Origin of the sequence: Variovorax sp. V35 (assembly GCF_041154465.1) — a bacterium.
Lineage (GTDB): Bacteria > Pseudomonadota > Gammaproteobacteria > Burkholderiales > Burkholderiaceae_C > Variovorax > Variovorax boronicumulans.
On record NZ_AP028666.1, the window covers coordinates 1,088,363 to 1,114,404 of the forward strand.

21 protein-coding genes are annotated in these 26,042 nt (G+C 70.4%); 15 read left to right on the forward strand and 6 right to left on the reverse strand.

Annotated elements, in window-relative coordinates:
* Positions 1–17: 17 nt before the first annotated feature.
* Positions 18–500: an Lrp/AsnC family transcriptional regulator gene (locus ACAM42_RS04970; protein ID WP_139705322.1), complete on the reverse strand. Its 483-nt coding sequence runs from the start codon at positions 498–500 to the stop codon at positions 18–20.
* Between the two features lie 141 nt (positions 501–641).
* On the opposite strand from ACAM42_RS04970, the gene glmS reads away from it, so the two are divergent.
* From glmS to ACAM42_RS05000, 6 genes are all read left to right on the forward strand, one after another.
* Complete coding sequence (glmS, locus tag ACAM42_RS04975; protein ID WP_062481190.1) at positions 642–2,522, forward strand: glutamine--fructose-6-phosphate transaminase (isomerizing); 1,881 nt, start codon at positions 642–644, stop codon at positions 2,520–2,522.
* 310 nt (positions 2,523–2,832) lie between these two features.
* Positions 2,833–3,669 (forward strand): alpha/beta fold hydrolase, encoded by an 837-nt coding sequence (locus tag ACAM42_RS04980; protein WP_070060064.1) that lies wholly within the window; start codon positions 2,833–2,835, stop codon positions 3,667–3,669.
* A gap of 230 nt (positions 3,670–3,899) precedes the next feature.
* Positions 3,900–4,583, forward strand: a complete 684-nt coding sequence (locus ACAM42_RS04985) for a response regulator transcription factor (protein WP_099797390.1) — start codon at positions 3,900–3,902, stop codon at positions 4,581–4,583.
* Positions 4,580–5,959 (forward strand): ATP-binding protein, encoded by a 1,380-nt coding sequence (locus ACAM42_RS04990; protein WP_369631289.1) that lies wholly within the window; start codon positions 4,580–4,582, stop codon positions 5,957–5,959. Before ACAM42_RS04985 ends, ACAM42_RS04990 begins: the two co-directional genes overlap by 4 nt.
* Before the next feature lie 138 nt (positions 5,960–6,097).
* Positions 6,098–6,586 (forward strand): tripartite tricarboxylate transporter TctB family protein, encoded by a 489-nt coding sequence (locus ACAM42_RS04995; RefSeq protein ID WP_139705330.1) that lies wholly within the window; start codon positions 6,098–6,100, stop codon positions 6,584–6,586.
* A 33-nt stretch (positions 6,587–6,619) separates the two neighbouring features.
* Positions 6,620–8,131, forward strand: a complete 1,512-nt coding sequence (locus tag ACAM42_RS05000; protein WP_369631290.1) for a tripartite tricarboxylate transporter permease — start codon at positions 6,620–6,622, stop codon at positions 8,129–8,131.
* Between the two features lie 9 nt (positions 8,132–8,140).
* Here ACAM42_RS05000 and ACAM42_RS05005 read toward each other — a convergent pair whose 3' ends face one another.
* The gene (locus tag ACAM42_RS05005) at positions 8,141–8,653 is read right to left on the reverse strand and encodes a bacteriohemerythrin (protein WP_070060061.1); all 513 of its coding nucleotides are present in this window, start codon (positions 8,651–8,653) and stop codon (positions 8,141–8,143) included.
* A 199-nt stretch (positions 8,654–8,852) separates the two neighbouring features.
* On the opposite strand from ACAM42_RS05005, the gene ACAM42_RS05010 reads away from it, so the two are divergent.
* The gene (locus ACAM42_RS05010) at positions 8,853–9,203 is read left to right on the forward strand and encodes a YbaN family protein (RefSeq protein WP_082818310.1); all 351 of its coding nucleotides are present in this window, start codon (positions 8,853–8,855) and stop codon (positions 9,201–9,203) included.
* Here ACAM42_RS05010 and ACAM42_RS05015 read toward each other — a convergent pair whose 3' ends face one another.
* Entirely contained in the window at positions 9,204–9,611 is a 408-nt protein-coding gene (locus tag ACAM42_RS05015) for an outer membrane protein assembly factor BamE (RefSeq protein WP_369631291.1), read from the reverse strand.
* A 53-nt stretch (positions 9,612–9,664) separates the two neighbouring features.
* On the reverse strand, positions 9,665–11,134 hold the full coding sequence (locus ACAM42_RS05020; RefSeq protein WP_369631292.1) for a YadA family autotransporter adhesin: 1,470 nt from the start codon (positions 11,132–11,134) through the stop codon (positions 9,665–9,667).
* 166 nt (positions 11,135–11,300) lie between these two features.
* Between ACAM42_RS05020 and ACAM42_RS05025 the strand changes: the two genes are divergently transcribed.
* Positions 11,301–11,693 carry a carboxymuconolactone decarboxylase family protein gene (locus ACAM42_RS05025; RefSeq protein WP_062481171.1) on the forward strand — a complete coding sequence of 131 codons (393 nt, stop codon included), beginning with the start codon at positions 11,301–11,303 and terminating at the stop codon, positions 11,691–11,693.
* 6 nt (positions 11,694–11,699) lie between these two features.
* Here ACAM42_RS05025 and putA read toward each other — a convergent pair whose 3' ends face one another.
* Complete coding sequence (putA, locus tag ACAM42_RS05030) at positions 11,700–15,440, reverse strand: trifunctional transcriptional regulator/proline dehydrogenase/L-glutamate gamma-semialdehyde dehydrogenase (RefSeq protein ID WP_369631293.1); 3,741 nt, start codon at positions 15,438–15,440, stop codon at positions 11,700–11,702.
* Positions 15,441–15,599: 159 nt separating this feature from the next.
* Here putA and ACAM42_RS05035 point away from each other — a divergent pair, with 159 nt between their 5' ends.
* The 3 genes from ACAM42_RS05035 to ACAM42_RS05045 are packed head-to-tail and all read left to right on the forward strand — an operon-like array spanning position 15,600 to position 17,165.
* The gene (locus tag ACAM42_RS05035) at positions 15,600–16,202 is read left to right on the forward strand and encodes a helix-turn-helix domain-containing protein (protein WP_369631294.1); all 603 of its coding nucleotides are present in this window, start codon (positions 15,600–15,602) and stop codon (positions 16,200–16,202) included.
* Complete coding sequence (locus ACAM42_RS05040) at positions 16,199–16,735, forward strand: N-acetyltransferase family protein (RefSeq protein WP_369631295.1); 537 nt, start codon at positions 16,199–16,201, stop codon at positions 16,733–16,735. The genes ACAM42_RS05035 and ACAM42_RS05040 overlap by 4 nt, the downstream gene beginning before the upstream one ends.
* Before the next feature lie 46 nt (positions 16,736–16,781).
* Positions 16,782–17,165, forward strand: a complete 384-nt coding sequence (locus ACAM42_RS05045; RefSeq protein ID WP_095743667.1) for a PaaI family thioesterase — start codon at positions 16,782–16,784, stop codon at positions 17,163–17,165.
* A gap of 7 nt (positions 17,166–17,172) precedes the next feature.
* On the opposite strand, the gene ACAM42_RS05050 is transcribed toward ACAM42_RS05045, so the two are convergent.
* The gene (locus ACAM42_RS05050; protein WP_369631296.1) at positions 17,173–18,147 is read right to left on the reverse strand and encodes a DMT family transporter; all 975 of its coding nucleotides are present in this window, start codon (positions 18,145–18,147) and stop codon (positions 17,173–17,175) included.
* 142 nt (positions 18,148–18,289) lie between these two features.
* On the opposite strand from ACAM42_RS05050, the gene ACAM42_RS05055 reads away from it, so the two are divergent.
* The 4 genes from ACAM42_RS05055 to ACAM42_RS05070 all read left to right on the forward strand — a co-directional run bounded on the left by ACAM42_RS05055 (position 18,290) and on the right by ACAM42_RS05070 (position 26,035).
* Entirely contained in the window at positions 18,290–19,168 is an 879-nt protein-coding gene (locus tag ACAM42_RS05055) for a LysR family transcriptional regulator (protein WP_369631297.1), read from the forward strand.
* Between the two features lie 116 nt (positions 19,169–19,284).
* The gene (locus ACAM42_RS05060) at positions 19,285–24,039 is read left to right on the forward strand and encodes a CapA family protein (RefSeq protein ID WP_369631298.1); all 4,755 of its coding nucleotides are present in this window, start codon (positions 19,285–19,287) and stop codon (positions 24,037–24,039) included.
* Positions 24,036–24,986, forward strand: coding sequence for an alpha/beta hydrolase family protein (locus ACAM42_RS05065; protein ID WP_369631299.1), 951 nt, complete (start codon positions 24,036–24,038; stop codon positions 24,984–24,986). The genes ACAM42_RS05060 and ACAM42_RS05065 overlap by 4 nt, the downstream gene beginning before the upstream one ends.
* Entirely contained in the window at positions 24,983–26,035 is a 1,053-nt protein-coding gene (locus ACAM42_RS05070) for an aldose epimerase family protein (protein WP_369631300.1), read from the forward strand. The genes ACAM42_RS05065 and ACAM42_RS05070 overlap by 4 nt, the downstream gene beginning before the upstream one ends.
* The last annotated feature ends 7 nt before the right edge of the window (positions 26,036–26,042 follow it).

Sequence of the window (26,042 nt, forward strand, 5' to 3'; positions counted from 1 at the left end):
CGCGCACAGAACCGGCGTCAGCCCAGCGGCACGCGGGCCCCGAACTTCGCGCGCTTGAGGCTGAAGAACGCCTTCACGTTGCGCACGTTGGCGTCGGCCGTGAACAGCCGCTGCGTCAGCGCGCCGTAGCCGGGCATGTCGCGCGCCACCACGACCAGCACGAAATCGGGCCCCGGCGACACGCGCCAGCACTGTTGCACGGCGTCGTCCGCGATCACGCGGGCCTCGAAGGCGTCGAGCGCGGCGGCGTCCTGCCGGTCGAGCGAAATCTCCACCACCGCCTGCAGGCCGTGACCCAGCACCGTGGCGAGGCGGTCGGGCGAGAGCAGGGCGACCTGGCGCTCGATGAGCCCTTCCTGGCGCAGCCGCTGCACGCGGCGCAGGCAGGTCGGCGGCGAGATGCCCACCTCGGCGGCCAGGCGCTGGTTGGTCTGCGAGGCGTCGTTCTGGAGCGCGTCGAGCAGCTTGAGGTCGATGGCGTCGAGAGAGATTGATTCCATATGGATTGAAATTATGGAATAAAACTCCATCTGCAGGTTTGAGTGAAATAAAAATCCAAAACTGTGGAAATTTAGACGCCATATTTCTCGAAGGGCTCCCTACCATCGAGCCCTTCTGTTCTTCAAGACAAGGTACACCCCATGTGCGGCATCGTCGGCGCAGCCTCCCATCGCGACATCGTTCCGGTCCTGGTCCAGGGCCTTCAGCGGCTCGAATACCGCGGCTATGACTCCTGCGGCGTCGCGGTGCATGCCGGCGGCCTGAGCCGCGCACGCACCACCTCGCGCGTGGCCGACCTGCTGACGCAGGTGCGCGACGACAAGGTCGAAGGCCTCACCGGCATCGCCCACACGCGCTGGGCCACCCACGGCGCACCGGCCGTGCACAACGCCCACCCCCACTTCAGCCACGGCGTCGGCGCCGACGCGCCCGCCGCGCGCCCGGGCCGCATCGCGCTCGTGCACAACGGCATCATCGAGAACCACGAACCGCTGCGCGCCGCGCTCGAGGCCAAGGGCTACGTGTTCGAGAGCCAGACCGACACCGAGGTCATCGCCCACCTCGTCGACAGCCTCTACAACGGCGACCTGTTCGAGGCCGTCAAGGCCGCCGTGCTGCAGCTGCACGGCGCCTACGCCATCGCCGTCATCTGCCGCGACGAACCGCAGCGCGTGATCGGCGCGCGCGCCGGCTCGCCGCTGATCCTGGGCGCCGGCAAGGACGGCACCGAGAACTTCCTGGCCAGCGACGCGATGGCGCTGGCCGGCGTGACCGACCAGATCGTGTACCTCGAAGAAGGCGACGTGGTCGACCTGCAGCCCGGCAAGTACTGGATCGTCGACAAGAACCACAAGCCCGTCACCCGCACCGTGCGCACCGTGCACGCCCACAGCGGCGCGGCCGAGCTGGGCCCGTACCGCCACTACATGCAAAAGGAAATCTTCGAGCAGCCGCGCGCCATCGGCGACACGCTCGAAGGCGTGGAAGGCATCGTGCCCGAGCTGTTCGACGGCATCGGCCAGGACGGCGCCACGGGCGCGAGCGCGCACCGCGTGTTCCAGGACATCGACAAGATCCTCATCCTGGCCTGCGGCACCAGCTACTACAGCGGCTGCACCGCCAAGTACTGGCTCGAGAGCATCGCGAAGATCTCCACCCAGGTCGAGATCGCCAGCGAGTACCGCTACCGCGACTCCGTGCCCGACCCCAAGACGCTGGTCGTCACCATCAGCCAGTCGGGCGAAACCGCCGACACGCTGGCCGCGCTCAAGCACGCGCGCTCGCTGGGCATGGAGCAGACGCTGACCATCTGCAACGTCGCCACCAGCGCCATGGTGCGCGAGTGCAAGCTGGCCTACATCACGCGCGCCGGCGTCGAAATCGGCGTGGCTTCGACCAAGGCCTTCACCACCCAGCTCGCGGGCCTGTTCCTGCTCACGCTGGCCATCGCGCAGTCCAAGAACCGCCTGAGCGCGCTCGACGAGGCGCGCTACCTGAAGGAAATGCGCCACCTGCCCGTCGCGCTGCAGTCGGTGCTGGCGCTCGAGCCGCAGATCATCGGCTGGGCCGAAGACTTCGCGCGCAAGGACAACGCCCTGTTCCTGGGCCGCGGCCTGCACTACCCGATCGCGCTCGAAGGCGCGCTCAAGCTCAAGGAAGTGACCTACATCCACGCCGAGGCCTACGCCGCCGGCGAACTCAAGCACGGCCCGCTCGCGCTCGTCACGAGCGAGATGCCCGTGGTCGCCGTGGCGCCGAACGACGCCCTGCTCGAAAAGCTCAAGAGCAACCTGCAGGAAGTGCGCGCCCGCGGCGGCGTGCTCTACGTGCTGGCCGACGGCGACACGCAGATCGCCAGCGGCGAAGGCCTGCACGTGATCCGCATGCCCGAGCACTACGGCGCGCTGTCGCCGCTGCTGCATGTGGTGCCGCTGCAGCTGCTGGCGTATCACACGGCGTGTGCGCGCGGGACGGACGTCGACAAGCCGCGGAACCTCGCTAAAAGCGTGACGGTGGAGTGAGGGGGCGAGGGCTGCTCTTCGCCATCGGCTTCGCGCGCAGAGCACGCACCATGGTTGCTGACGACCGTGCCCGCGCGAAAACGGAGTGCCTTCTGTCTGCGCCCGGTCGCTGCCCCTGACGGCGCAAGGCGTATTGACACTGAAGCCCGGTTCAATCTTAAAGTCTGCTCCGAGCCGAGGGGCGTTCCCGCGAGGGGGTGCTCGGCCTCTCTCGCCGTCGGTGCCGCTGCCCCGTGCATCGCGGCCGACTTCACAGGGGGCGCGGCTCAAGCCCGTTCAACCTGCCATTGCACAGCAAGGAGTCAAGACCATGGCCTATGTGACGACCGAGGATGGGGTTCAGATCTTCTACAAGGATTGGGGGCCCCAGAGTGCGCAGCCTCTTGTCTTCCATCACGGCTGGCCCCTGAGCGCAGACGATTGGGACGCACAGCTGCTGTTTTTCCTGGCCCAGGGCTACCGCGTCGTCGCTCACGACCGCCGCGGGCATGGACGCTCGTCGCAGGTCAGCGATGGACACGACATGGACCACTACGCGGCGGATGCCTCCGCGGTGGTCGAGCATCTGGATCTGAAGAACGCCGTCCATATCGGTCATTCGACCGGCGGTGGCCAGGTGGCGCGCTACGTCGCCAGGCATGGCCAGCCGCAGGGCCGCGTCGCCAAGGCCGTCCTGATCAGTGCGGTCCCGCCGCTCATGGTGAAGACGGAGAGCAATCCGGGCGGCACCCCGGTCGAGGTGTTCGATGGCTTTCGCAAGGCGCTGGCCGACAACCGGGCGCAGTTCTTCCTCGACGTGCCTTCGGGACCGTTCTATGGCTACAACCGGCCCGGAGCGAGTGTTTCCCAGGGCGTCATCCAGAACTGGTGGCGCCAGGGAATGATGGGCAGCGCCAAGGCCCATTACGAAGGCATCAAGGCGTTCTCGCAGACCGACCAGACGGAAGACCTGAAAGCCATCAAGGTGCCGACGCTCATCATGGCGGGAGACGACGACCAGATCGTTCCCTACAAGGCGGGCGCGCTGCGTCAGGCCGAGCTGATCGAGAACAGCGAGCTCAAGGTCTATCCCGGCTTCTCGCACGGCATGTGCACCGTGAATGCGGAAGTCATCAACGCCGACTTGCTCGCGTTCATTCGCGCGTGATCTGAGCCGTTGGGTTGAGGAGGGGCCGCAGCGCCCTTCGCCCACGCGCGCCCACGCGCCTTACATGGACAAACGGTAATGAAGCGCGGGCTTTTCCCGCTTCCACCTGGGCTAGCATTTGCATTGCAGGCCCCCGCATCCCAGGGGGCGCAACGTGAGCACAACCGCACCGCCATCCATGGGTATTTCTTGCCGTGGCCGCACCGACTGACGTGCTCGGCCCCACCGTCATCTGGCACTGCCTCATCGTCGAGGACGATGCCGACAACGCGCGCTACATCGCCGAAGGCTTCCGCTCGCTCGGCCATGTGGCGGTGATCAGCCGCGACGGCGCGGATGCGTTCGCGCGCGCCACGGGCGAGACGTGGGACCTCGTCATCCTCGACCGCATGCTGCCCAACGACGTGGACGGCCTGTCGATCCTCACCACGATGCGCGCCCTCGGCAAGAAGACGCCGGTGCTGGTGCTCAGCGCCTTGAGCGCGCTCGACGAGCGCGTGCGCGGGCTCAAGGCCGGCGGCGACGATTACCTGGCCAAGCCCTTTGCCTTCTCCGAACTCGCGGCGCGCGCCGAGGCGCTGGTGCGCCGCTCGCGCAGCGGGCCCGAGATCCGCACGCTGCAGCTGGCCGACCTCACGCTCGACCTGGCGCGCCGCCACGTGGAGCGCGGCGGCCGGCCCATCGCGCTGCAGCCGCGCGAGTTCAGGCTGCTGGCCTACCTCATGATGCATCCGGGCCAGGTGGTCACGCGCACCATGCTGCTCGAGGCCGTGTGGGACTACCAGTTCGACCCGCAGACCAACGTGATCGACGTGCAGGTGAGCCGCCTGCGCGGCAAGCTCGATGCGGGCGGCGCGCCGACGCTGATCCACACCGTGCGCGGCGTGGGCTACACGCTGGCCGCGCCGCAATGACCCGGGCCCTGCGCCAGCTGTGGCGCTCGGTCGGCTTTCGGCTCGCCTTCTACTACGGGCTGCTCGTCGCGATCACCATGCTGGCCGCGCTGGCCATCGTCTACATGCAGACCGTCGGCGTGCTGCAGCAGCGCATGGTGCGACAGGTGGCCGCCAGCGTGCAGCAGCTGGTGGTGCGCTACGAAGCGCGCGGCGCCGAAGGCGTGGCGGGCGAGATCGTCCATGCGCTTTCCGACGGCCGCAACTCCGACAACGAGATCTACCTGCTCACCGACCGCGAGGGCCGCAAGCGCGCGGGCAACCTCGACCAGATGCCCTCGCTGGCGCCCGATGCGGGCGACGGCGTGCACCGCCGCGTGGTGCGCGCGGGCCAGACCGCCATCGCCTACCTCGTGATGCGCCCGCTGCCCGACGGCGGCATGCTCGTGGTGGGGCACGACCTGCGCGACCAGGAGTCGATCGAATCATTGGTGGCCAGCGCCAGCGCGGCGGCGGGCATCGTGGCGGTGCTGCTGCTCATCGGTGGCACCTTCGTCTTTCGCCAGGAGCTGGAGCGCAGCGTGGGCGCGGTGCGGCGCACGGCCGCGCGCATCGCGGCGGGCGAGCTGCAGGAGCGCGTGGCGCCTTCGGGGCAGGAGGACGAGTTCGCGCTGCTGGAGGGCGACATCAACGCGATGCTCGATCGCATCCAGTCGCTGATGGACGGCGTGCGCCATGTGTCCAACACCATCGCGCACGACCTGCGCACACCGCTCACGCGCGTGCTGGTGCGCCTGCGTGCGGTGGAGGCGGAGCTCGAGTTCGGCGACGCCGACCATCCGCAGCGCGAGCCTGTGGCCACCGCCATCCGCGAGCTCGAGGAGCTGGCGGTGATGTTCGAGAAGCTGCTGCAGATCGCCGAGGTCGAGGCCGGTGCGCGGCGCCAGCAGTTCGCGCCGGTGGCGCTGCACGTCATCGCCGATGACGTGGCGGAGCTGTACGAGGCGGTGGCCGAGGTGCGGGGCATCGCGCTGCTGCGCGAGCCTGCCGACCGCGCCATCGCGCTGGGCGATCGCGACCTGCTCGCGGGTGCCGCGGCCAACCTGCTCGACAACGCGCTGAAGTACGGAGGGGCCGGCGCCACCGTGCGCATCGGCACGCACACGGTCGACGGGCGTGCGCAGCTGTTCGTGCAGGACGACGGCCCCGGCATTCCGAGCGCCGAGTACGAGCGCCTGGGCGTGCGCTTCCATCGGCTGGACCACAGCACGCCGGGCCACGGCCTGGGGCTCGCGAGCGTGCAGGCGGTGGTGGCGCTGCATGGCGGGCGCCTGCAGTTCGACGATGCCCGACCGGGCCTGCGCGCCTGCATCGACCTGCCGGCGGCGGACGGCTGAGCGGCACCTTCTTCGTCTCCTCGCGCCTCGAACATTGCCGAATGGCAATGCTTTGTTCATACACACCGCCGCACTGAATTCCTAGGATCGCTGACGCACATCCTGTGCCGATCAACGCAGTTCCAGGAGACATCAACGGTGAGAATCAAGAGTCAGAGAGACTTCTGCTCGGGCGTGCTTTTCAGCGCCTTCGGCGTGGCCTTCGCATGGGGCGCCACGACCTACAACGTGGGCACCGGCGCCCGCATGGGCCCCGGCTACTTTCCGCTCATCGTGGGCATCCTCATCGCCTTCATGGGCGTGCTGATCACGTTCAAGGCCCTCACGGTCGAGACCGACGACGGCGAGCCCGTGGGCCGCATCGCATGGAAGCCGCTGCTGTTCATCATCGGCGCCAACCTGATCTTCGGCGTGCTGCTCGGCGGGTTGCCGAGCATCGGCTTGCCGTCGATGGGGCTCATCGTCGCGATCTATGCGCTGACCTTCATCGCGAGCCTGGCGGGCGACAGCTTCGGCTGGAAGGGCGTGACCCTGCTGGCGACCGTGCTCGCGCTCGGCAGCTACCTGGCCTTCGTGGTGGCGCTGAAGCTGCAGTTCCAGGTGTGGCCCACCTTCATCGCCGGCTGACCCGCGCAGAACAACAAGAAATCCAAGAGAACAATGGACCTGATTACCAACCTCTCGATCGGCTTCGGCGTGGCCTTCACCGCGCAGAACCTTGTCTATGCCTTCGTCGGCTGCCTGCTGGGTACGCTGATCGGCGTGCTCCCGGGCATCGGCCCCGTCGCCACCATCGCGATGCTGCTGCCCGCCACCTACGCGCTGCCGCCCGTGTCAGCGCTGATCATGCTGGCCGGCATCTATTACGGCGCGCAGTACGGCGGTTCGACCACCGCCATTCTGGTCAACCTGCCGGGTGAATCGTCGTCGGTGGTGACCGTGATCGACGGCTACCAGATGGCGCGCAAGGGGAGGGCCGGGCCGGCGCTCGCTGCGGCGGGCCTGGGCTCGTTCTTTGCAGGCTGCGTCGGCACCTTGATCCTTGCGGCCTTCGCACCGCCGCTGACCGAGCTGGCTTTCAAGTTCGGCCCGGCCGAATACTTCTCGCTGATGATCCTGGGCCTGATCGGCGCCGTGGTGCTGGCCTCGGGCTCGTTGCTCAAGGCGATCACGATGATCCTGCTCGGGCTGGCGCTGGGGCTCGTGGGCACCGACGTCAACTCGGGCGTGGCGCGCTACAACTTCGACATTCCCGAGCTGACCGACGGCATCGGCTTCATCGCGATCGCGATGGGCGTGTTCGGCTACGGCGAGATCATTGCCAACCTGGCCGTGCCCGAGCATGAGCGCGAGGTGTTCACCGCCAAGGTCAAGGGCCTGTGGCCCACCAAGGAAGACTTCCGGCGCATGACGCCCGCCGTGCTGCGCGGCACGGCGCTGGGCTCGGCGCTGGGCATCCTGCCGGGCGGCGGCGCGCTGCTGTCGGCCTTCGCGGCCTACACGATCGAGAAGCGCATCAAGCTCAAGCAGGGCGAGGTGCCCTTCGGCAAGGGCAACATCCGCGGCGTGGCGGGACCGGAGTCGGCCAACAACGCCGGCGCGCAGACCTCGTTCATTCCGCTGCTGACGCTGGGCATCCCGCCCAACGCGGTGATGGCGCTGATGGTGGGTGCCATGACCATCCACAACATCCAGCCGGGCCCGCAGGTGATGACCAGCAACCCGGAACTCTTCTGGGGCCTCATCGCCTCGATGTGGATCGGCAACCTGATGCTCATCGTGCTGAACCTGCCGATGATCGGCATCTGGATCAAGCTGCTGACCATTCCCTACAAGTGGCTCTTTCCATCGATCGTGCTGTTCTGCGCGGTGGGCGTGTACTCGGAGAACAACAACACCTTCGACGTGTGGATGGTCGCCATCTTCGGCATCGTGGGCTACCTGTTCCTCAAGCTCAAGTGCGAGCCCGCGCCGCTGCTGCTGGGCTTCATCCTCGGGCCGATGATGGAAGAGAACCTGCGCCGCGCGCTGCTGCTGTCGCGCGGCGACTGGAGCGTGTTCGTCATGCGCCCGCTGTCGGCGGGGCTGCTGGCCGCCGCGGCGCTGCTGCTCATCGTGGTGCTGCTGCCTTCGGTGAAGGCCAAGCGCGAAGAGGCTTTCGTCGAGGAGTGATGCGGCGCGTCACCCGCCGAACAAGCGCCGCATCCAGCCCATCTTGACCTGCCCCGCGGCGCCGCCTTGCTGCACCGCCTTGCGCACCTGCGCATGCACGAGGACTTCGGCCGATGAATCGGTGGTGTGCAGGTGCGCCTTCACGGTCGGCACATACGCACCGTCTTCATGGCGGATGTGGTTGAACAGCCAGCGCGAGAGCATGTCGTGCAGTTCGGCCAGCACCTCTTCGCCGTGCTCGAAGCGCGCGCGGAATTCGGTGACGCGGCGCACGAAGATCTCGTGCACCTTCCGGTGCGGGCCGGTGAAGGGGTAGCCCGCGTCCTCGATCATGGCCTCCTCGAACGCGAAGTGCGAGGCGGTGTAGTCGATGGTCTCTTCGATGATCCGGCCCACGACCTGGCGGTCGTTCGTGCGGCGGGCATCGTCCAGCGCATTGATGTACTGCACGATGCGCTGGTGCTGCGTGTCGATCTCATGGATCCCCGTATTGAGCTCGGTCTTCCATACAAGGTGGGCCATGGTCTTCAGAACTTTGCAGGTGGATGTAAAAGTCCAGTATCGGCAGCCGAAAGCGGCGCGCGGTTGATCTGAATCAAGCGCGTCGGTGCGGTGAAAGAGAAAGAAAGACAATCGGCCCGTGACCCCCGCCGAAGACCCCCAGAACCCGCCCGCTGTCGTGGAGCCCCGGCCGTTGCCGCTGGTCGTGCGCTGGCTGCTGATGGTCTTTGCCGCGCTGTGCCTGGTGCTGGCCGCCATCGGCGTGGTCGCGCCGGGCATGCCGACCACGGTCTTCGTGCTGATGGCCGCGTGGGCCGCGGCGCGCAGTTCGCCGCGGCTGCACCGGTGGTTGCTGAACCACCGGCTCTTCGGGCCGCTGCTGCGCAACTGGGAGAACGGCCGCACCGTGAGCCGGCGCGCCAAGTGGAGCGCCACTGCGGCGATGGCGTTCTGCGCGGTCGTCATCGTGTTGACCGCGCACAAGCCGTGGCTCGCAGGCGTCGCCATCGGCTCGATGGCGGTCGTGCTGGCGTGGCTGTGGCGACGGCCGGAGCCGCCGCAGGGCGGCTGATCAGCCCTTGGCCAGCTCGGCGCAGATCGCCGGGTTCCAGTGGAAGCTGCGCGCCTTGTAGGCCGTGTCGAAGATCACCTTGTAGCGGCAGCTCGTCGCACCGCCGCCCGAGCGGAAGTGAAAGACGTAGTCCCACTCGCGCACGGCGGCCATGCCTTCGTCGAAGTGCGGGCGACCGATGAGCGCGTACAGCTGGTCCTTGGTGGCGCCGGGGCCGATGGCGCGCAGGTTCTCGCGGTTCGGAAAGCTGCCTTCGGTCTGCCAGGTCTGCTGCTGGTCGGCGCCGGGCCAGACGAGTTCGGTGGCCTTGCCGTCGTTGTCGAGGCCGCGGCTCACGTACGAGGTGCAGCCGGCGAGGGTGAGCAAGGCCAGCAGCGCGGCGGTGGGCAGAAAAAAGGTGCGTGTCATGAAGGAGGAATGCGTGGGGCCTGGAGCGATGGCGGTTCTGGGGTTCATGCGGCTCACCACTGGTAGCCCGCGCCGGCCGAGACGCCGACCTTGCCGCGCGAGTTGGCCGAGCCGGTGAACTTCATCACCCACTTGCCGTTGTCCGAGATGCTCGAGAAGCCGACCGCGAGAGCGCTCTGCCCCTCGTAGCCGGCGATGCCGGCCGCGATCATGTTCTTGCCCGGCATGTAGGCCTGCGGCATGCCGGCCATGGCCATCGCACCGGCGGTGCCGGCGTTGGCATCGCGCTGGTTCACGCGGATGGCGTCGCGCCACTGCGCGCCCTGGGCGTTCAGCTGGTTGACGTTCACGGCGTCGGTGCCGGCCACGCCGGGCGCCACGTTGGACACGGTGGTGCCGTTGGGTGCCTGTCCGTTGCCCAGCACGATCTGGTTGTGGTTCACGCTGCCGTCCACGTTGGTCACGTAGTTGACCGCGCCGGCCTGCACGGCCTGCAGCTGGCGCACGTTGACCGCGTCGGTCGCCTGCGTGCCGCCCGCCACGTTGGTGATCTGCCGTTCGCCGCCCGCGCTGCCGACCGAAACCGCGCCTTGCGTGGAGCCCACGGCGACGTTCGAGAAGCGCTCTTGCTGGCCGTTCATGCCCGCACGATCGGCGGTAGCGCCGGCGCCCAGCGCCACGCCGTTGATGGCGCTCGCTGTCGCGCCCGTGCCGATGGCGACGGCCGAGGCGGCCGATGCGGTGCTCTGGCGGCCCATGGCCACGGCCGACTCGGCGCCCGCGGTGGCGCGGTCGCCCACGGCCACGGCGCTGTCGGCCAGCGCCTGCGTGTTCGCGCCGAGCGCGGCGGCGTTGATGCCGTCGGCGATCGCCTTGTCGCCGGCTGCGAGGCTGCTCTTCTTGCGCGCCTGCGTGTTGGCGCCGAGCGCGGTCGAATTGATGTCGCTCGCGGTGGCGCGGTCGCCCACTGCGACGCTGCTGGTGGCCACGGCCGTGCTGTTGGCGCCGATGGCGGTGGCGTTGGTGCCGAAGGCCTGGGCCACGTTGCCCACGGCCGTGCTGCTGACGCCCGCGGCCACGGTGGTGGAGCCGATGGCGGTGGCGTAGGTTTCGGTGGCGCGTGCGTCGGAGCCCGCCGCCACGCTGCCGAAGCCGGTGGCCTTGGCGGCCGTGCCGCCGAGCAGCAGCGCGTCGCCGCCAAGGTTGCCGCTCACCATGCCTTGCAAGGCCGCGGCATCGGGGCCGCCGTTCACGGGGTCGGTCGGCACGCCGGTGATGAGCGCGAAGCCGCCGCTGCCGTTGGGCACCTGGCAGGCCCACGTGGGACCGGCGCCGCCCGAACTGCACACTGCGCCCGATCCTGTGGTGTAGCTGGTGCCGCCCAGGCTCACATCGGCCCAGGCCGACGGGCCCGCGAGGCCGGCGGCCAGTGCGAGCACGGCGCCCGCGATGCCTCGGGTTTTCTTCTTGCAGACGAATGCGGCGCGCGCACCGCCCCCCACGTGCTGTGTGACGTGTTCCATGGTTCTCTCTTCTCCCTGAGATGGCGCCTGATGGCGCGCTTGATGTGTGACGCTTCGACTGTATGAACCGCAGGCCGCGTGAACCTAGGACCTAATTCACAATAAATGTGAAGGTACCGAAAGCAAATGTTGCTTTCCATCGCGCATTCACACTTCAGGAGATCGCATGAAACCCCAGCCCATCGAGCACGCCGCCGCTTCCGACGAGGTCCGCGCGGTGTTCGACGACATCAAGGCGTCGCGCAACGTGCCCGACGTCAACAACTTCTGGAAGTACCTGGCCAACGACCCGGCCACGCTCAAGCGCACCTGGGCCAGCCTCAAGGAGGTGATGGCGCCGGGCGCGCTCGACCCGGTGGTGAAGGAAATGATCTATCTGGCGGTGAGCGTCACCAACAACTGCGGCTATTGCATCGCGAGCCACCACGCGGGCGCGGAAAAGGCCGGCATGACGCCGGCCATGTTCGCCGAACTGATGGCCGTGGTCGGCATGGCGAACGAGACGAACCGGCTGGTCAACGGCTACCGCGTGCCGATCGACCCGGCGTTCGACAAATAAGCCCTTTCAACCAATCGTCATCAGGCTCGCATTGCCACCCGCCGCGGCCGTGTTGACGCTCAGCGCGCGCTCCAGCACCAGGCTTTCGAGCGGGATGCCGGTGTCGCCCGGCGCGAAGCCGCGCACGCCGACGAGGGGGCCGGGCCGCGCCGCCACCTGCTGCAGCACGCTGGCAAGGTGGCCGGCGTCGCCGTGGTGCAGCACGGCATCGAAGACCACGGTGGGCGCGCGCCAGTCGTTGGCGAGCACGACCGCGTGGCGCGCCTCGTCGGGCAGCGCGGCCAGCAGCGCGTGCGCGCCGGGCGCATCGGCGGGCCAGATGGCGGTGCTGCCGACCGAGAGCACGGCCGCCAGTTGCACGAGCCGGTCGGCTTCCGCATCCGCGAGGCACAGCACGGCCTCGCGCGGCTGCAGCGTGTAGACGTTGCGCTCGCCGGTCGGGCCGGCCAGCGTGCGTGCGCGGCCGACGTGGGCCAGGCCCGCGAAGCGGCGGCACTGCGCGGCCAGCGCGTCGCGGCCCGTGTCGCGCGCCCAGCCTTCGAGCGCCGCGAGGCCGGCCGATGGTGAGACGGGTGCGTCGCCCGCCACGGCGCGCGCCAGCACATCGTCGGGCCGCGCCGACAGCAGGCGCGCCATGTACAGCGGCCCGCCGGCCTTCGGCCCGGTGCCCGACAGCCCTTCGCCGCCGAAGGGCTGCACGCCCACCACGGCGCCGACCATGTTGCGGTTCACGTAGACGTTGCCCGCCTGCGCCTGCGCCACCACCTGCGCAATGGTCTCGTCGATGCGCGTGTGCACGCCCAGCGTGAGGCCGTAGCCGCTGCCGTTGATCTGGCCGATGAGCGCGCCCAGGTCGCGGCGGCGGTAGCGCAGCAGGTGCAGCACGGGGCCGAACACCTCGCGCTGCAGCTCGCCCAGGTGTTCCAGCTCGACCAGCGTGGGCAGCACGAAGGTGCCGTGGCGCGTGTCGTGGCCGAACTCGCGGCCCTGGCGGAACACGCGCCGGCCGCGCCCGCGCATGCCGGCGATGTGGCGCTCGATGCCGTCGCGCGCCTCGTCGTCGATGACCGGGCCCACGTCCACCGCGAGCCGCGCGGGGTTGCCGATGCAGCTCTCGGCCATCGCGCCCTGCAGCATCGCCACGAGGCGGTCGGCCGCTTCTTCCTGCACGCACAGCACGCGCAGCGCCGAGCAGCGCTGGCCGGCGCTGTCGAAGGCCGAGGCCATCACGTCGGCCACCACCTGCTCCACGAGCGCGGAGGAGTCGACGATCATCGCGTTCTGCCCGCCGGTCTCGGCGATCAGCGGCACCGGCGCGCCGTGCGCACCGAGGCGCGTCGACAGCGTCTTCTGCAGCAGGCGCGCGACCTCGGTCGAGCCCGTGAACATCACGCCCTGCACGCGCGCGTCGCCGACCAGCGCGGCGCCGACGGTCTCGCCGCGCCCCGGCAGCAGCTGCACCGCCGCGCGCGGCACGCCGGCTTCCCACAGCACGCGCACCGCTTCGGCCGCGACCAGCGGCGTCTGCTCGGCCGGCTTGGCCAGCACGGGGTTGCCGGCCGCGAGCGCCGCGGCCACCTGGCCGGTGAAGATCGCGAGCGGAAAGTTCCACGGGCTGATGCACACCACCGGCCCGAGCGGGCGGTGCGTGGCGTTGGCGAAGTCGGTGCGCGCCTGCGCCGCGTAGTAGCGCAGGAAGTCGACCGCCTCGCGCACCTCGGCGATGGCGTTGGCGCCGCTCTTGCCGGCCTCGCGCATCAGGAGGCCCAGCAGGCGCGGCTGCTGCGCTTCGAGCGATGCGGCGGCGCGCTCGAGCGCGGCGGCGCGTTCGGCGGGCGGCGTGGCGGCCCACGCCGCGGCGACGGCTTCGGCCTGCGCAATGGCCGAGGCCACGTCGCCCGGCGCCGCGTCCTGCACCTGGCCGACGAGGTCCCGGCGGTCGGCGGGGTTGCGCACCTCGGCCCAGGTGCGACTGGCTTCGTCTTCGGCGCGTGGCGCGGCGAGCATCGGCGTCGCGCGCCACGGCTCGGCCGCGCTGGCCCGCAGCGTGGCGGCGAGCGCATGCAGCGTGGCTTCGCTCGCGAGGTCCAGGCCCTGCGAGTTCGCGCGCTGCGCGCCGTAGAGTGCGGCCGGCAATGGAATGGCCGTGTGCGGCAGGCCCATCGCGCCTTCCTGCGCAGCCATGCGCTCGACGGTCGCGACCGGGTCTTCCACCAGCGTGTCGAGCGGAATCGACGCATCGGCGATGCGGTTCACGAACGAGGTGTTGGCGCCGTTCTCCAGCAGCCGCCGCACCAGGTAGGCCAGCAGCGTCTCGTGCGTGCCCACCGGCGCGTAGATGCGGCAGGGCCGCCCGAGCGGGCCCACCACCTGCTCGTACAGCGGCTCGCCCATGCCGTGCAGGCACTGGAACTCGTACTGGCCCGGCGTGTAGCGCGACGGGTCGGCCATCGTGTAGATCGCGGCCAGCGTGTGGGCGTTGTGCGTGGCGAACTGCGGGTACACCGCGTCGGGCGCATCGAGCAGGCGGCGCGCGCACGCGAGGTACGACACGTCGGTGTAGGCCTTGCGCGTGTAGACCGGGTAGCCCGCGAGCCCGTCGAGCTGCGCGCGCTTGATCTCGCTGTCCCAGTAGGCGCCCTTCACGAGGCGCACCATGAGCCGGTGGCCGCTGCGGCGCGCGAGGTCGATCACCCAGTCGATCACGAAGGGGCAGCGCTTCTGGTAACCCTGCACCACGAAGCCGATGCCCTGCCAACCCGCCAGCGCGGGCTCGAAGCACAGGCGCTCCAGCAGGTCGAGCGAGAGCTCGAGCCGGTCGGCTTCTTCGGCGTCGATGTTCAGGCCGATGTCGTAATGCAGCGCCAGCAGCGCCAGGTCGCGCAGCACCGGGTACAGCTCGGCCATCACGCGCGTGTACTGCGCGCGGCTGTAGCGCGGGTGCAGCGCCGACAGCTTGATCGAGATGCCCGGCCCGCCGTACACGCCGCGCCCGTTCGAGGCGCGGCCGATGGCGTGGATGGCGTCTTCGTACGCGGCGCGGTAGCGGCGCGCATCGTCGGCCGTGAGCGCGGCCTCGCCGAGCATGTCGTACGAATAGCGAAAGCCCTGCGCCTCGAGCGTGCGCGCATGCGCCAGCGCCTGGGCGATGGTTTCGCCGGTGACGAACTGCTCGCCCATCATGCGCATCGCCATGTCCACGCCCTTGCGGATCAGCGGCTCGCCGCCCTTGCCGATCAGCCGCGTGAGCGTGGCCGACAGGCCCGTCTCGCTGTGCGTGGCCACCAGCCTGCCGGTGAGCAGCAAGCCCCAGGTGGCGGCGTTGACGAACACCGACGGGCTGTGCCCCGCGTGCGCCTGCCACTGGCCCTGGGCGATCTTGTCGCGGATGAGCGCGTCGCGCGTGTCGGCATCGGGAATGCGCAGCAGCGCCTCGGCCAGGCACATCAGCGCCACGCCTTCCTGCGACGACAGCGCGTATTCCTGCAGCAGGCCCTGCACGAGGCCCGAGCGGCCGCCGCCGTGCTTGCGCTGGCGCAGCTGGTGGGCGATGCGATGGGCCAGGGCGTGGGCTTCGGCGGCCTGCTCAGCCGGCAGCCGGGCTTGCGCGAGCAGCGGTGCCAGCGCCTCCGATTCGGGTGGCCGGCAGGCGGCCGTGATGCGGGCGCGCAGCGCGGACGGCGCGGCGGGGCCGTCCGCGAAGGTGGCGAAGGCCGAGGGCAGGGGGGCGGGATCGTTGGCGCTCATGGTGCGTCGGTGGTGGTGATGTGTTGGATGATTTCAGCGATTGGCATGAATATTTCTCCAAAGAACAGTCACTTTGACGAGCAAGTCTCTGCGGCCGAGACGGCCAGCTTTCAGCCTGGGGTTGACTGAATTTCTATTTCATTGGATATTTCATCCAATATGAAAGAAGAATCAGCTTCGACCCCTAGCCTCAACGACCGCATCGCCCAGCGCGTGCGCGCCCTGCGCGCCGCGCGCGATCTCTCGCTCGACGCCCTGGCCACGCACTGCGGCGTCAGCCGCTCCATGATCTCTCTGATCGAGCGCGGAGAGAGCAGTCCGACGGCCGTGCTGCTCGAAAAACTCGCGACCGGCCTGGGCGTGCCGCTGGCCTCGCTGTTCGAGTCCGACGCGCCGGCCGCCAGCCCGGTGTCGCGCCGCGCCGACCAGCTCGAATGGCGCGATCCGCATTCGGGCTACCTGCGCCGCAACGTCTCGGCCGGCGGCGACGCCTCGCCGATCCAGATCGTCGAGGTGCTGTTTCCGCCCGGCGCGCGCGTGGCCTACGAAACCGGCGCGCGCGAGCCGCGCATCCACCAGCAGGTGTGGGTGCTCGAAGGCTGCATCGAACTCGCGGTCGGCGACCAGCAACACCGGCTCGAAGCGGGCGACTGCCTCGCGCTCGTGCTCGACCAGCCGACGAGCTACTTCAACCCCACCCGCGAGACGGCGCGCTACGCGGTCGTCATCACCAGCGCGCCTTCTCACGCCAACCGGAAATGACCATGACTGCTGCCACCACCCCGCGCCTGCGCGCCCTTTCTTCCGTCAGCGAGGCCGAGCTGAACGCGCTGGCCGACGTGCTCATCGATTGCGTCGAGGGCGGCGCCTCGGTGAGCTTCATGCAGCCGCTCACGCCCGAACGCGCACGGGCCTTCTGGCGCCACGTGGCCGACGGCGTGGCGCGCGGCGAGCGCGAGTTGCTCGTGGCCGAGGACGACGCAGGCATCGTCGGCACCGTGCAGCTGGTGCTGGCGCAGCCCGAGAACCAGCCGCACCGCGGCGAGGTCGCGAAGATGCTGGTGCACCGCCGCGCACGCCGCCACGGCCTCGGCGCGCTGCTGATGAAGGGCGCCGAACAGCGCGCGCGCGACCACGGCAAGACCCTGCTGGTGCTCGACACCTCCAGCCCCGAGGCCGAGCGGCTGTACACCCGCTGCGGCTGGCTGCGCGTGGGCACCATCCCCGGCTACGCGCTGCTGCCCGACGGCACGCCGTGCGGCACCACCTACTTCTATCGCGCGCTCGGCGACTGACGGCCGTGCGGTCTACAGTCGGCCGGTCCGTTCATTTCCCGTCGCCATGAAACACCCCTTCGCCGAACTGATCGACCTGCACTGCGAGCAAGCCACCGCCGGCGCCAGCACCATGACGCTGGTCGTCGCGCCGCAGCACCTGAACCCGCACGAGGTCGTGCACGGCGCCGTGCTCTATGCGCTGGCCGACACGGGTATGGGCACGGCGCTGTACCCCACGCTCGAGGCGGGCGAGATCTGCGCCACCATCGAGATCAAGATGAACTACTTCAAGCCCGTGTTCGAAGGCCAGGTCGTCTGCAGGACCACGCTGCTCAACCGCGGGCGCACCGTCGCCAACCTGGAATCGCGGCTGTACGTGGGCGAGGTGCTCGTGGGGATGGCGAACGGCAACTACGCGATCTTCCGGCGCAGCCGCGCCGAGGGCTGAGCGATGCTCATGGCGTGACGCCGCAGGTGCGCTGACCCGGCGCCGGCACGCGAACCGGGGCCACCGGCGTCGCCGCGCGCTTCGCTGCCGCCACGTGCAGCAGCAGCGCCACCACCACCATCGCCACGCCGACGATCTCGTGGGTCGCGGGCGGCTTGCCCAGCGCCACGCCCATCAGCAGCGCCGACACCGGCACGAAGTTCAGGAAGGCTGTGCCCGTGACCGCGCCGAGCGCGCGCACGCCGTGGTTGAAGGCCAGCACCGCGAGCGCCGACGGCACCAGCCCCACGTACAGCAGCACCTGCCACGACAGGCGCAGCCCCTGCGCGTCGGGCGCGGGCGAGGCGCCCAGCGCGGTCATGCCCACCGCCACGGCCAGCAGCAGCGGCCATGAGGCCAGCACCGTGAGCGCGGTGTAGTCCACCGTGTCCAGCGTCGGAAAGCGCGTCGCGCCGCGCGTGTAGACGACCCAGCCCAGCGTGCCGACGAAGGCGATGGCGTCGCCCAGCAGCGTGTCGTGCGACAGGCCTGCGCCACCGGGCGACAGCAGCCCGGCCACCGTCGCCACGCCGGCCAGCGCCAGCGCGGCGGTCAGCAGCGTCGTGCGCGTCGGGCGCACGCCGTCGAGCCACCAGCGCAGCAGCTGCGTGGTGATCGGCGTGGTGGCGATCAGCACCGCGCCGTGCGAGGGCACCGAGTGCGAGAGCCCGACGAACAGCAGGATGCTGAACACGCCGAAGCCCGCAAAGCCGTGCAGCGCCAGCGGCACCGCATGCTGCCGCAGCTTGTGCCAGCCGCCGCTGCCGCGCAGGCCGAGCAGCGCGGCGAACACCAGCGCCGACAGGGTGTAGCGGATGAGCGTGAGCCACACCGGCGCCACGTGCTGCAGCACGCCCTTGCCGACGAGGAACAGGCTGCCCCAGCTGGCGGTGGCGAAGAGCAGGGCCGCGATGCCCGGCAGGCGTGAGGGAGGGGAGGACACGGGAAAACCTTTCAAGGAAACAGGGGAGTGCGTGGCCTGAAGGATGGGGACGGGCCGCCGCGAAGGCCATTCGTTTCTTTGGACAGGGGCTTCCGAAAAAGCGAACGGACGACTGCGTCGCACGCGCTCACAATCCGCGGTCATGGAGCTGTACCAACTGAAGACCTTCGTCGCCATCGCGAAGGAGGGCAACCTGACCCGCGCCGCCGAACGCGTGTTCACCAGCGCCCCGGCCGCCAGCGCGCAGCTCAAGGCGCTCGAAGACGAACTCGGCGTGCGCCTGTTCGAGCGCACGCCGCGCGGCATGTCGCCCACCGCGGCCGGCCAGCGCCTGCTCGAAGAGGCCGAGCGCACGCTGGCCTCGGCGATGCGCATGCAGTCGGCCGCCGACCAGCTGCGCGGCGCGGCGCAGGGCGTGGTGCGCTTCGGCACGGTGGTCGATCCGGTGGCGCTGCGCCTGGGCAGCGTGCTGGTCACGCTGGCGCAGCAGCATCCGCAGGTCACGCTGCAGCTCAAGCAGGGGCTGTCGTACGAAACCCTGGCGGCCGTGCAGCGCGGCGAACTCGACTGCGCCTATGTGCTCAGCGATGCCGAGCGGCTCGAAGGCTTCGAGCTGCGGCGCCTGGGCGTGGTCGACCTGGCCGTGGGCCTGCCGCTGGCGGTGGCGCAGGCGCACCCCGAGCTCACGCTCGAGCAGCTCACCGACCTGACCTGGGTCGGCACGCCGCCCTCGTGCATCCTGCGCGCGCACCTCGAAAAGCTGTTCGCCTCGGCCGGGCGCGACTACCGCCAGGGCGTCACCGCCGACGGCGAGAGCGCCATCCGCAGCATGGTCGCCAGCGGCATGGGCGCGGGCCTGATGCGGCTGGACCAGGCCGAGCAGGGCGAGCGCCAGGGCGAACTGAAGATCTGGAACGGTTGGCGCTCACACACCTGGCTGTGCTGGATCGCGCCGGCCGGCGGCCAGCGATCGGCGGCGGTCGAGGCCGTGCGCGGCGCGGTGTTCGACGCCTGGGCCTGACCCGGGTCTGACCCGGACCTGGTGCGCCCCGGATTTCCGCAGTGGCAGGCCGCGCCGTGGCCTGTCATCATTCGCGGCGCATGACTCACCAAGCTCCCGTCCCCCTCGCCGATCTGTTGAACCGCGCCAGACAGGCCCTGGCCACCCCGGACGGGGCGCTGCCCCCGGCCCCGCCCGCCACCGACGAGGCCGGCTGTGTGGTGTTCCTCGCGATGGGCGAGGGCGAAAGCCGCGCCCGCGTCGTCATGGGCCGCGGCCCCGACACCGAGGCTGCGTGGCAGGCCGCCGCCGAGGCGCTGGCGGTGAAGGCGAAGCGCGCCGAACGGCCTGCGCAACGGCTGCGCGCGGAGATCGTCGAGCACGCCACGCCCATGACCTGGGGCGAACTGAAGGCGCGGCTGGCGCAGACCAAGCGCAACTACTTCAACGAAGGCATCGCGCTCGACGCGTGCTTCGAGACCGCGCTGCTCGCGCAGGAGATGCACGGCAGTGCCGTGCTCTACAACGGCACGGTCGACCACGCGGAGCCCAACAACGGCAACCTGCGCACGCACACCAAGCGCCGCTTCGGCGACGAGCGCGACTTTCCCACCGACGACGCCGCGCCCGTGTGGTGCTTCACCACGCGCGCCGTGTACGTCGATGCCGAGGGCGCCTGGCCGCTCACGGCCGAAGGGCAGGCCGCGGGCTTTCGCACGCTCACCGACTGGAACGCCGCGCAGGTGCGCACGCTGGTCGATTCGGCGAGCGACTACCTGGCCGAGCAGGTCAAGCCCACGGGCGAGTTCCACTACGGCTGGTTCCCCTGCTTCGATCGCGCGATTCCCACCTACAACACGCTGCGCCACGCCAGCTCCACCTACGCCATGCTCGAAGGCTGGGAGCTCACGCGCAGCGACGACGTGCAGAAGGCCGCCATCGACCGCGCGCTGGCCTTCCTGAGCCAGCGGCTGATCCGCCGCGCCACGCTGGCCGACGGCACGCAGGCCGCGTTCCTGGTCGACATCGGCAACGAGATCAAGCTCGGCGGCAACGCCGTGTGCCTGCTGGCGCTGGTGAAGTACACCGAGCTCACCGGCGATGCGCAGTACCAGCCGCTGATGGAGCAGCTCGCGCTGGGCATCCGCTCGATGCAGGACCCCGAGACCGGGCGCTTCGTGCACGTGCTCAACCACCCGGGGCTCGACGTAAAGGAGCCCTACCGCATCATCTATTACGACGGCGAAGCGGCCTTCGGGCTGATGCGGCTGTACGGCCTCACGCGCGACGCGCGCTGGCTCGCGGTGGTCGAGAAGGCCTTCGAGCATTTCATCGCCGCGGGCCATTGGCGCGCGCACGACCACTGGCTGAGCTACTGCGTCAACGAACTCACGCGCTTCAAGCCCGAGACGCGCTACTACCAGTTCGGCCTGCAGAACATGGCGGGCCACCTGGACTTCGTGCTCGAGCGCATCACCACCTTCCCCACGCTGCTCGAGCTGATGATGGCCGCGCGCGAGATGGTGCTGCGGCTCGAAGCCGACCCTGCCCTGCGCCCGCTGCTCGCGGGGCTTGATCGCCACAAGTTCGACCGTGCGCTGGAGCACCGCGCGCGCTACCTCGCCAACGGCCACTTCTGGCCCGAGCTGGCGATGTTCTTCCGCCATCCCGACCGCATCGCGGGCTCGTTCTTCATCAAGCACCACAGCTTCCGCGTGCGCATCGACGACGTGGAGCACTACCTGTCGGGCTATGTGGCCTACCACCGCCTGCTCGAAGCGCGCGAGGCGCAGCAGCAAAGCGCGCAGCTCACGCAGGCCACGGCCGAGCCCGCCGCACCGCGCGGCGCCGAGGGCATCGTGCTGTGGGGCGGCGACGTCAACCTGGGCCGGCGTCAGCACTACCGCATGCACGACCTCGGCGGCCCCGCCCGCATGCTGGGCGACATCGCCGCGCTGCGCGAGGCCGACCTGCGCATCGTGAACCTCGAGTGCGTGGTCGCCACCACGGGCGAGCAGGGCGTCGAGAAGGACGAGGGCGGCCCTTATTACTACCGTGCGCGCCCCGAGATGCTCGCGGTGCTGACCGAGGCCGGCATCGACATGGTCGCCACGGCCAACAACCACAGCGGCGACTACGGCCCCGAGGCGCTGCTGGAGCAGCACGGGCTGCTCAACGCCGCCGCCATCGCGTTCGCCGGTACGGGGCCTGATCTCGACTCGGCGCTGCGCCCCGCCTTCCGGCAAGCCGGTGGGCTGCGCGTCGCGCTGTTCTCGCTCGACGCCACGCAGCCGCGCTTCGCCGCCACCGCGCAGCGCCCCGGCGCGGCCTGGCTGTCGCTCGACGACCCGGCGGCTTGGCGCGCCACGCTCGCGCCGCGCATCGCCGCCGCACGCCAGGAGGCCGACGTGGTGCTGGTGGCGGTGCACTGGGGCGAGAACCTGGAAACCGCGCCCTCGCGCGCCGAGATCGCCGTCGGCCATGCCATCGTCGAAGCCGGCGCCGACGCGGTGCTCGGCACCTCGGCCCACGTGCTGCAGGGCATCGAGGTGCACCAGGGCCGGCCGATCCTGCACGATGCGGGCGACCTGCTGTTCGACGCCATCCGCAACGACCTCGCGGACTCCGGCGTGTTCTCGCTGCGCCTGGGACCGCATGGCGTGGAAGAGGTGGTGTTCACGCCGGTGGGCGTGGGCTTCGGTTTCTCGCAGCAGCTCGCGGGTGAGGCGGCCGAAGCCGCCAGCGCGCGCTTCGCTGAACTGTGCCGCGCGCTCGGCACCGAGATGACGGCGCGGCCTGATGGCCGCTGCGCGCTGCAGCTGTCGCCGCCCGAACGCACCGCGCCGGCCGGGCGCCCGCCGCTGGCGCCGCTGTCGGCCTTGCGCCCGCCCGCGCTGGTCGGCCCCGTGCTCGCGCCCCGGCCCGAGTGGTCGGTCGATGCCGTGCCCGAGGACGCCAGGATTCGCCCGCTGCAGTTCGGCCCGCTGCGCCTCGTGGGCATCCGCCTCGCGCCGACGCAGATCATCGGGCGGCGCCTGCTGTGGGTCGAGTCGTTCTGGACTGCCGATGCGCCCGTGAGCGCCGACCTGCGCGTGCAGTTCCGCGCGCTGCCGATGCGCAGCACCACCATGCCGGCCTGGGGCGAGGCCATGGACCACGACCCCTGCGACTGGATGTGGCCCACCAGCCGCTGGACGCCGGGGCGCATCTACCGCGACCGCTACGGCCTGCGCGCGCCGCGCCTGGGCCTGCTCGAGAACGACGCGCTGCAGATCGAGGTGCGCGTGCGCGGCAGCATGCCGGACCTGCCGGGCGCGCGCCGGCTGCCCGTGTGGTGCGGCCTGCGCGTGCCGAAGTTTCCGACGCCGCTGCCCGAGCGCCCCGCGCCCGTGCTCGCGGCGCTGCGCCCTGGGGCAACGCCGCAGGCGTCGCCCGTGTGGACCGCCGACGACCTGCAGCGCGTCACCGGCGGGCAGTGGCTGGTGCCGCCGCCGCCGGGTTGGTTCGTCAACGCGGTGGTGCGCGGGCCGACGCACATGGCGCGGCTGCCGAAGCCGGCGCTGTTCATCGCGTCCGACTACCGCACGCTCGCCAAACACGAGAACTACAGCAAGCCGCGCGCCGACAACCCCGACCGCCACGAAGACGTGCCCGTGCTGCAGAACGCGCTCGCGGGCGCCGTGGTCGCGCACCCGGTGGACGGTCTCGACCCGTCGTTCCCGCTGCTGCAGGTGGAGGACCCGATCCGCGCCATGATCGACCTCGGCGTGGCCGCGCGTGCGCGCTTCAAGGGGCGCGTGGTGGGCGTGACCGGCACCGTCGGCAAGTCGTCCACCATCGCCATGCTGCGCGACCTGCTGCCCGAGGCGGCGCGCGTGCACACCACCATCGACAACTACAACTCGCGCGTCGGCGTGCCGGCGATGCTGGCCAACCTCGCGGCCGACGCCGACGTGTGCGTGCTCGAGATGGCGCAGAGCGCGCTGTGGATGGACCGCGGCCCGATCTCGCTCGTGGCGCGCCCGCACGTGGCCATCCTCACCGAGATCGGCCTGTCGCAGACCCGCCAGACCGCCACGCTCGAACAGACGGCCGAGTTCAAGTCGCGCATCTTCCTCGGGCTGGAGCCCGGCGGCGTGGCCATCGTGCCCGACCACATCCCCTGCCTGATGGAGGTGGTGCGGGCGGCCGCGCGCACGGCGGGCGCCATCTGGGTGGTGGGCAGCAGCCCCGACGCCAACATCCGCATCGTCGACACGCGGCCCGAGCCCGACGGCGGCTGCCGTGTGCGCATCGCGCTGCCGGGGCGCACGGTCGAGTACCTGTTCCCGATCGCGAGCGCCGGGCTGGTGCGCAATTCGGCGCTGGCCTTCGCGGCGCTGCTGGCGCTGGGCTTCGATGCCGAGGCCGCGTGCGCGCGCATGCCTTTCGTGCGCCTGCCGGCCTCGGTGATGCAGCTGCGCCCGCTGCGCACGCAGGGCGGCGTGCAGGCCACGCTGATCGACGACAGCTGGAACGCCGAGGTCATGTCGATGCGCAACGCGATGGAGTTCGTGCGCACCTGCCAGCATGCGGCGCACGGGCCGGTGACGCGCAAGATCGGCGTGCTCGGGCGCATCATCAACCTCGACAAGGAAGCCGAAGCGATGCACCGAAGCCTGGCCGCGCCGCTGCTGGCCTCGGGCATCCAGCACCTCGTGACGCACGGCGCCGAGATGCGCTGGCTGCGCGAGGAGGTGCCGGCCGAGCTGCTCGGCCCGCACTTCGAAGACGCCGCGCAGCTCACCGGCTACCTCGGCGAATTCCTGCGCGACGGCGACCTGGTGCTGGTGAAGGGCGACCGCCAGCAGTCGGACTTCGGCCTCATCTCCGAACTGCTGCAGAAGCTATGAGCCCCCGCGTGCGCCTGGCCTGTGTGCTCCTTGCCCTCGTGCAGACGGCCTGCGCGCAGCGTGCCGATGCGCCGAAGGCCGCAGCGCCGCGCGAGCCGGCGGCCTCCGCGTCGGCCGAGGGCGCGCTGCTGCACTGGAACCAGCCCGCCGTGCGTGCCAACTGCCCCGACCGCCCGGGCTTTCTCTGGGTGCAGGCGGTCGAGGGGCCGTCGTGCATCCGCTACTTCGCGAGCCGCGACATCGACGACGCGCGCATCGCCATCGTGCAGTTCTCGGGCGACCGCGACAGCGTGATGAACCTGTCGCCCACGCGCATTCCCGGCAACACCGAACCGCTGCGCACGCTCGACGCGCAGGCCGCGAGCGACCGCGCGGGCATGCCGTGGATCTTCATGGCGCGCCCCGGCACCTACGGCTCGTCGGGCGACCACCGCCAGCGGCGCGAGGCGGTGGAGTTCCATGCGCTCGATGCGGCGCTCGAAGCGCTGATGCAGCGCCACCGGCTGCAGCGCGTGGTGCTCTTCGGCCACAGCGGCGGCGCCACGGCCGGCGCCGCGCTGCTCACGCTCGGGCGCACGCGCGTGGCCTGCGCGGTGCTCACCTCGGGCGCCTTCGACCTGCTGGAGCGCGCGCGGCTGCTCGGCCGCTCGAAGAACGGGCGCACCGACACCACGGGCAGCGCGCAGGTCTACGACCCGCTGGACCATGTGGCCGGCATCCCGCGCGACCCGCAGCGGCGCATCGTGCTCATCGGCAATCCCGGCGACCGCAACACGCCGTTCGCGCTGCAGCAGCGCTTTGCCGACGCGGTGGGCAAGGCGGGCCACCGCGTCGAGGTGATGACGCACGACGCCGAGCCACCGACCTTCCACGACCTGAAAGACCGCATCGGCCTGCGCACCGCATCGCAGTGCGCGCGCGAGGCGCTGCAGTCGCAAGCCCGATGATCGAACCCCTCACTTCGCGCCCCTTCGGCGCCATGCCCGACGGCAGCCCCGTCACCGAATACACGCTCGACAACGGCCACGGCCTGCGGCTGAGCGCCATCAACCTCGGCGGCATCGTCACCGCGCTGCATGTGCCCGACCGGCAGGGGCGCAGCGCCAACGTGGTGCTTGGCCTGCCCTCGCTCGATGACTACCTGAAGCCGCACCCGCACTTCGGCACTATCGTCGGCCGCTACGCGAACCGCATCGCGGCGGGCCGCTTCACGCTCGATGGCACCGCTCACCAGCTGGGCCTGAACGACGGCGTGAACACGCTGCACGGCGGCGCCACGGGCTTCGGCAAGCGCTACTGGGAGATCGTGCCGGTGCCGCATGAACTCGCTCTCGAACTGCGCTACACCAGCGCCGACGGCGAAGAGGGCTACCCCGGCGAGGTGCAGCTGACGGTGCGCTACACCTTGAGTGCCACGGCCAACACCTGGCGCATCGACTACCGCGCCACCACCGACCGGCCCACGGTGCTGAACCTGAGCCACCACGACTACTTCAACCTCGCCGGCAGCGGCTCGGTGATGGACCATGTGCTGACGCTGCCCGCGAGCCGCTACTGCCCGGTGGATGCCACGCTCATTCCGCTCGGGCTGGGCGAGGTGGCCGGCACGCCTTTCGATTTCCGCACGCCGACGCGCATCGGCGCGCGCATCCGCGAAGGGCACGAGCAGCTGCTGCGCGCGCATGGCTACGACCACAACTGGGTGCTCGATCGCAGCGGCACGGGCCTGGCGTTTGCGGCGCGCCTCGCCCACGAGGCCTCGGGCCGCGTGATGGACGTGCACACGACCGAGCCCGGCGTGCAGTTCTATTCGGGCAACTTCCTCGACGGCAGCCTGCTCGGCAGCGCGGGCGCGAGCCTGCGCCAGGGCGACGGCCTGTGCCTGGAGACGCAGCACTTTCCCGACGCGCCGAACAGGCAGGCGTTTGCGTCGACCGTGCTGCGCCCCGGCGAGGTGTTCGCCAGCGCGACCGAGCACCGCTTCGGCATCGGCTGACCACGGA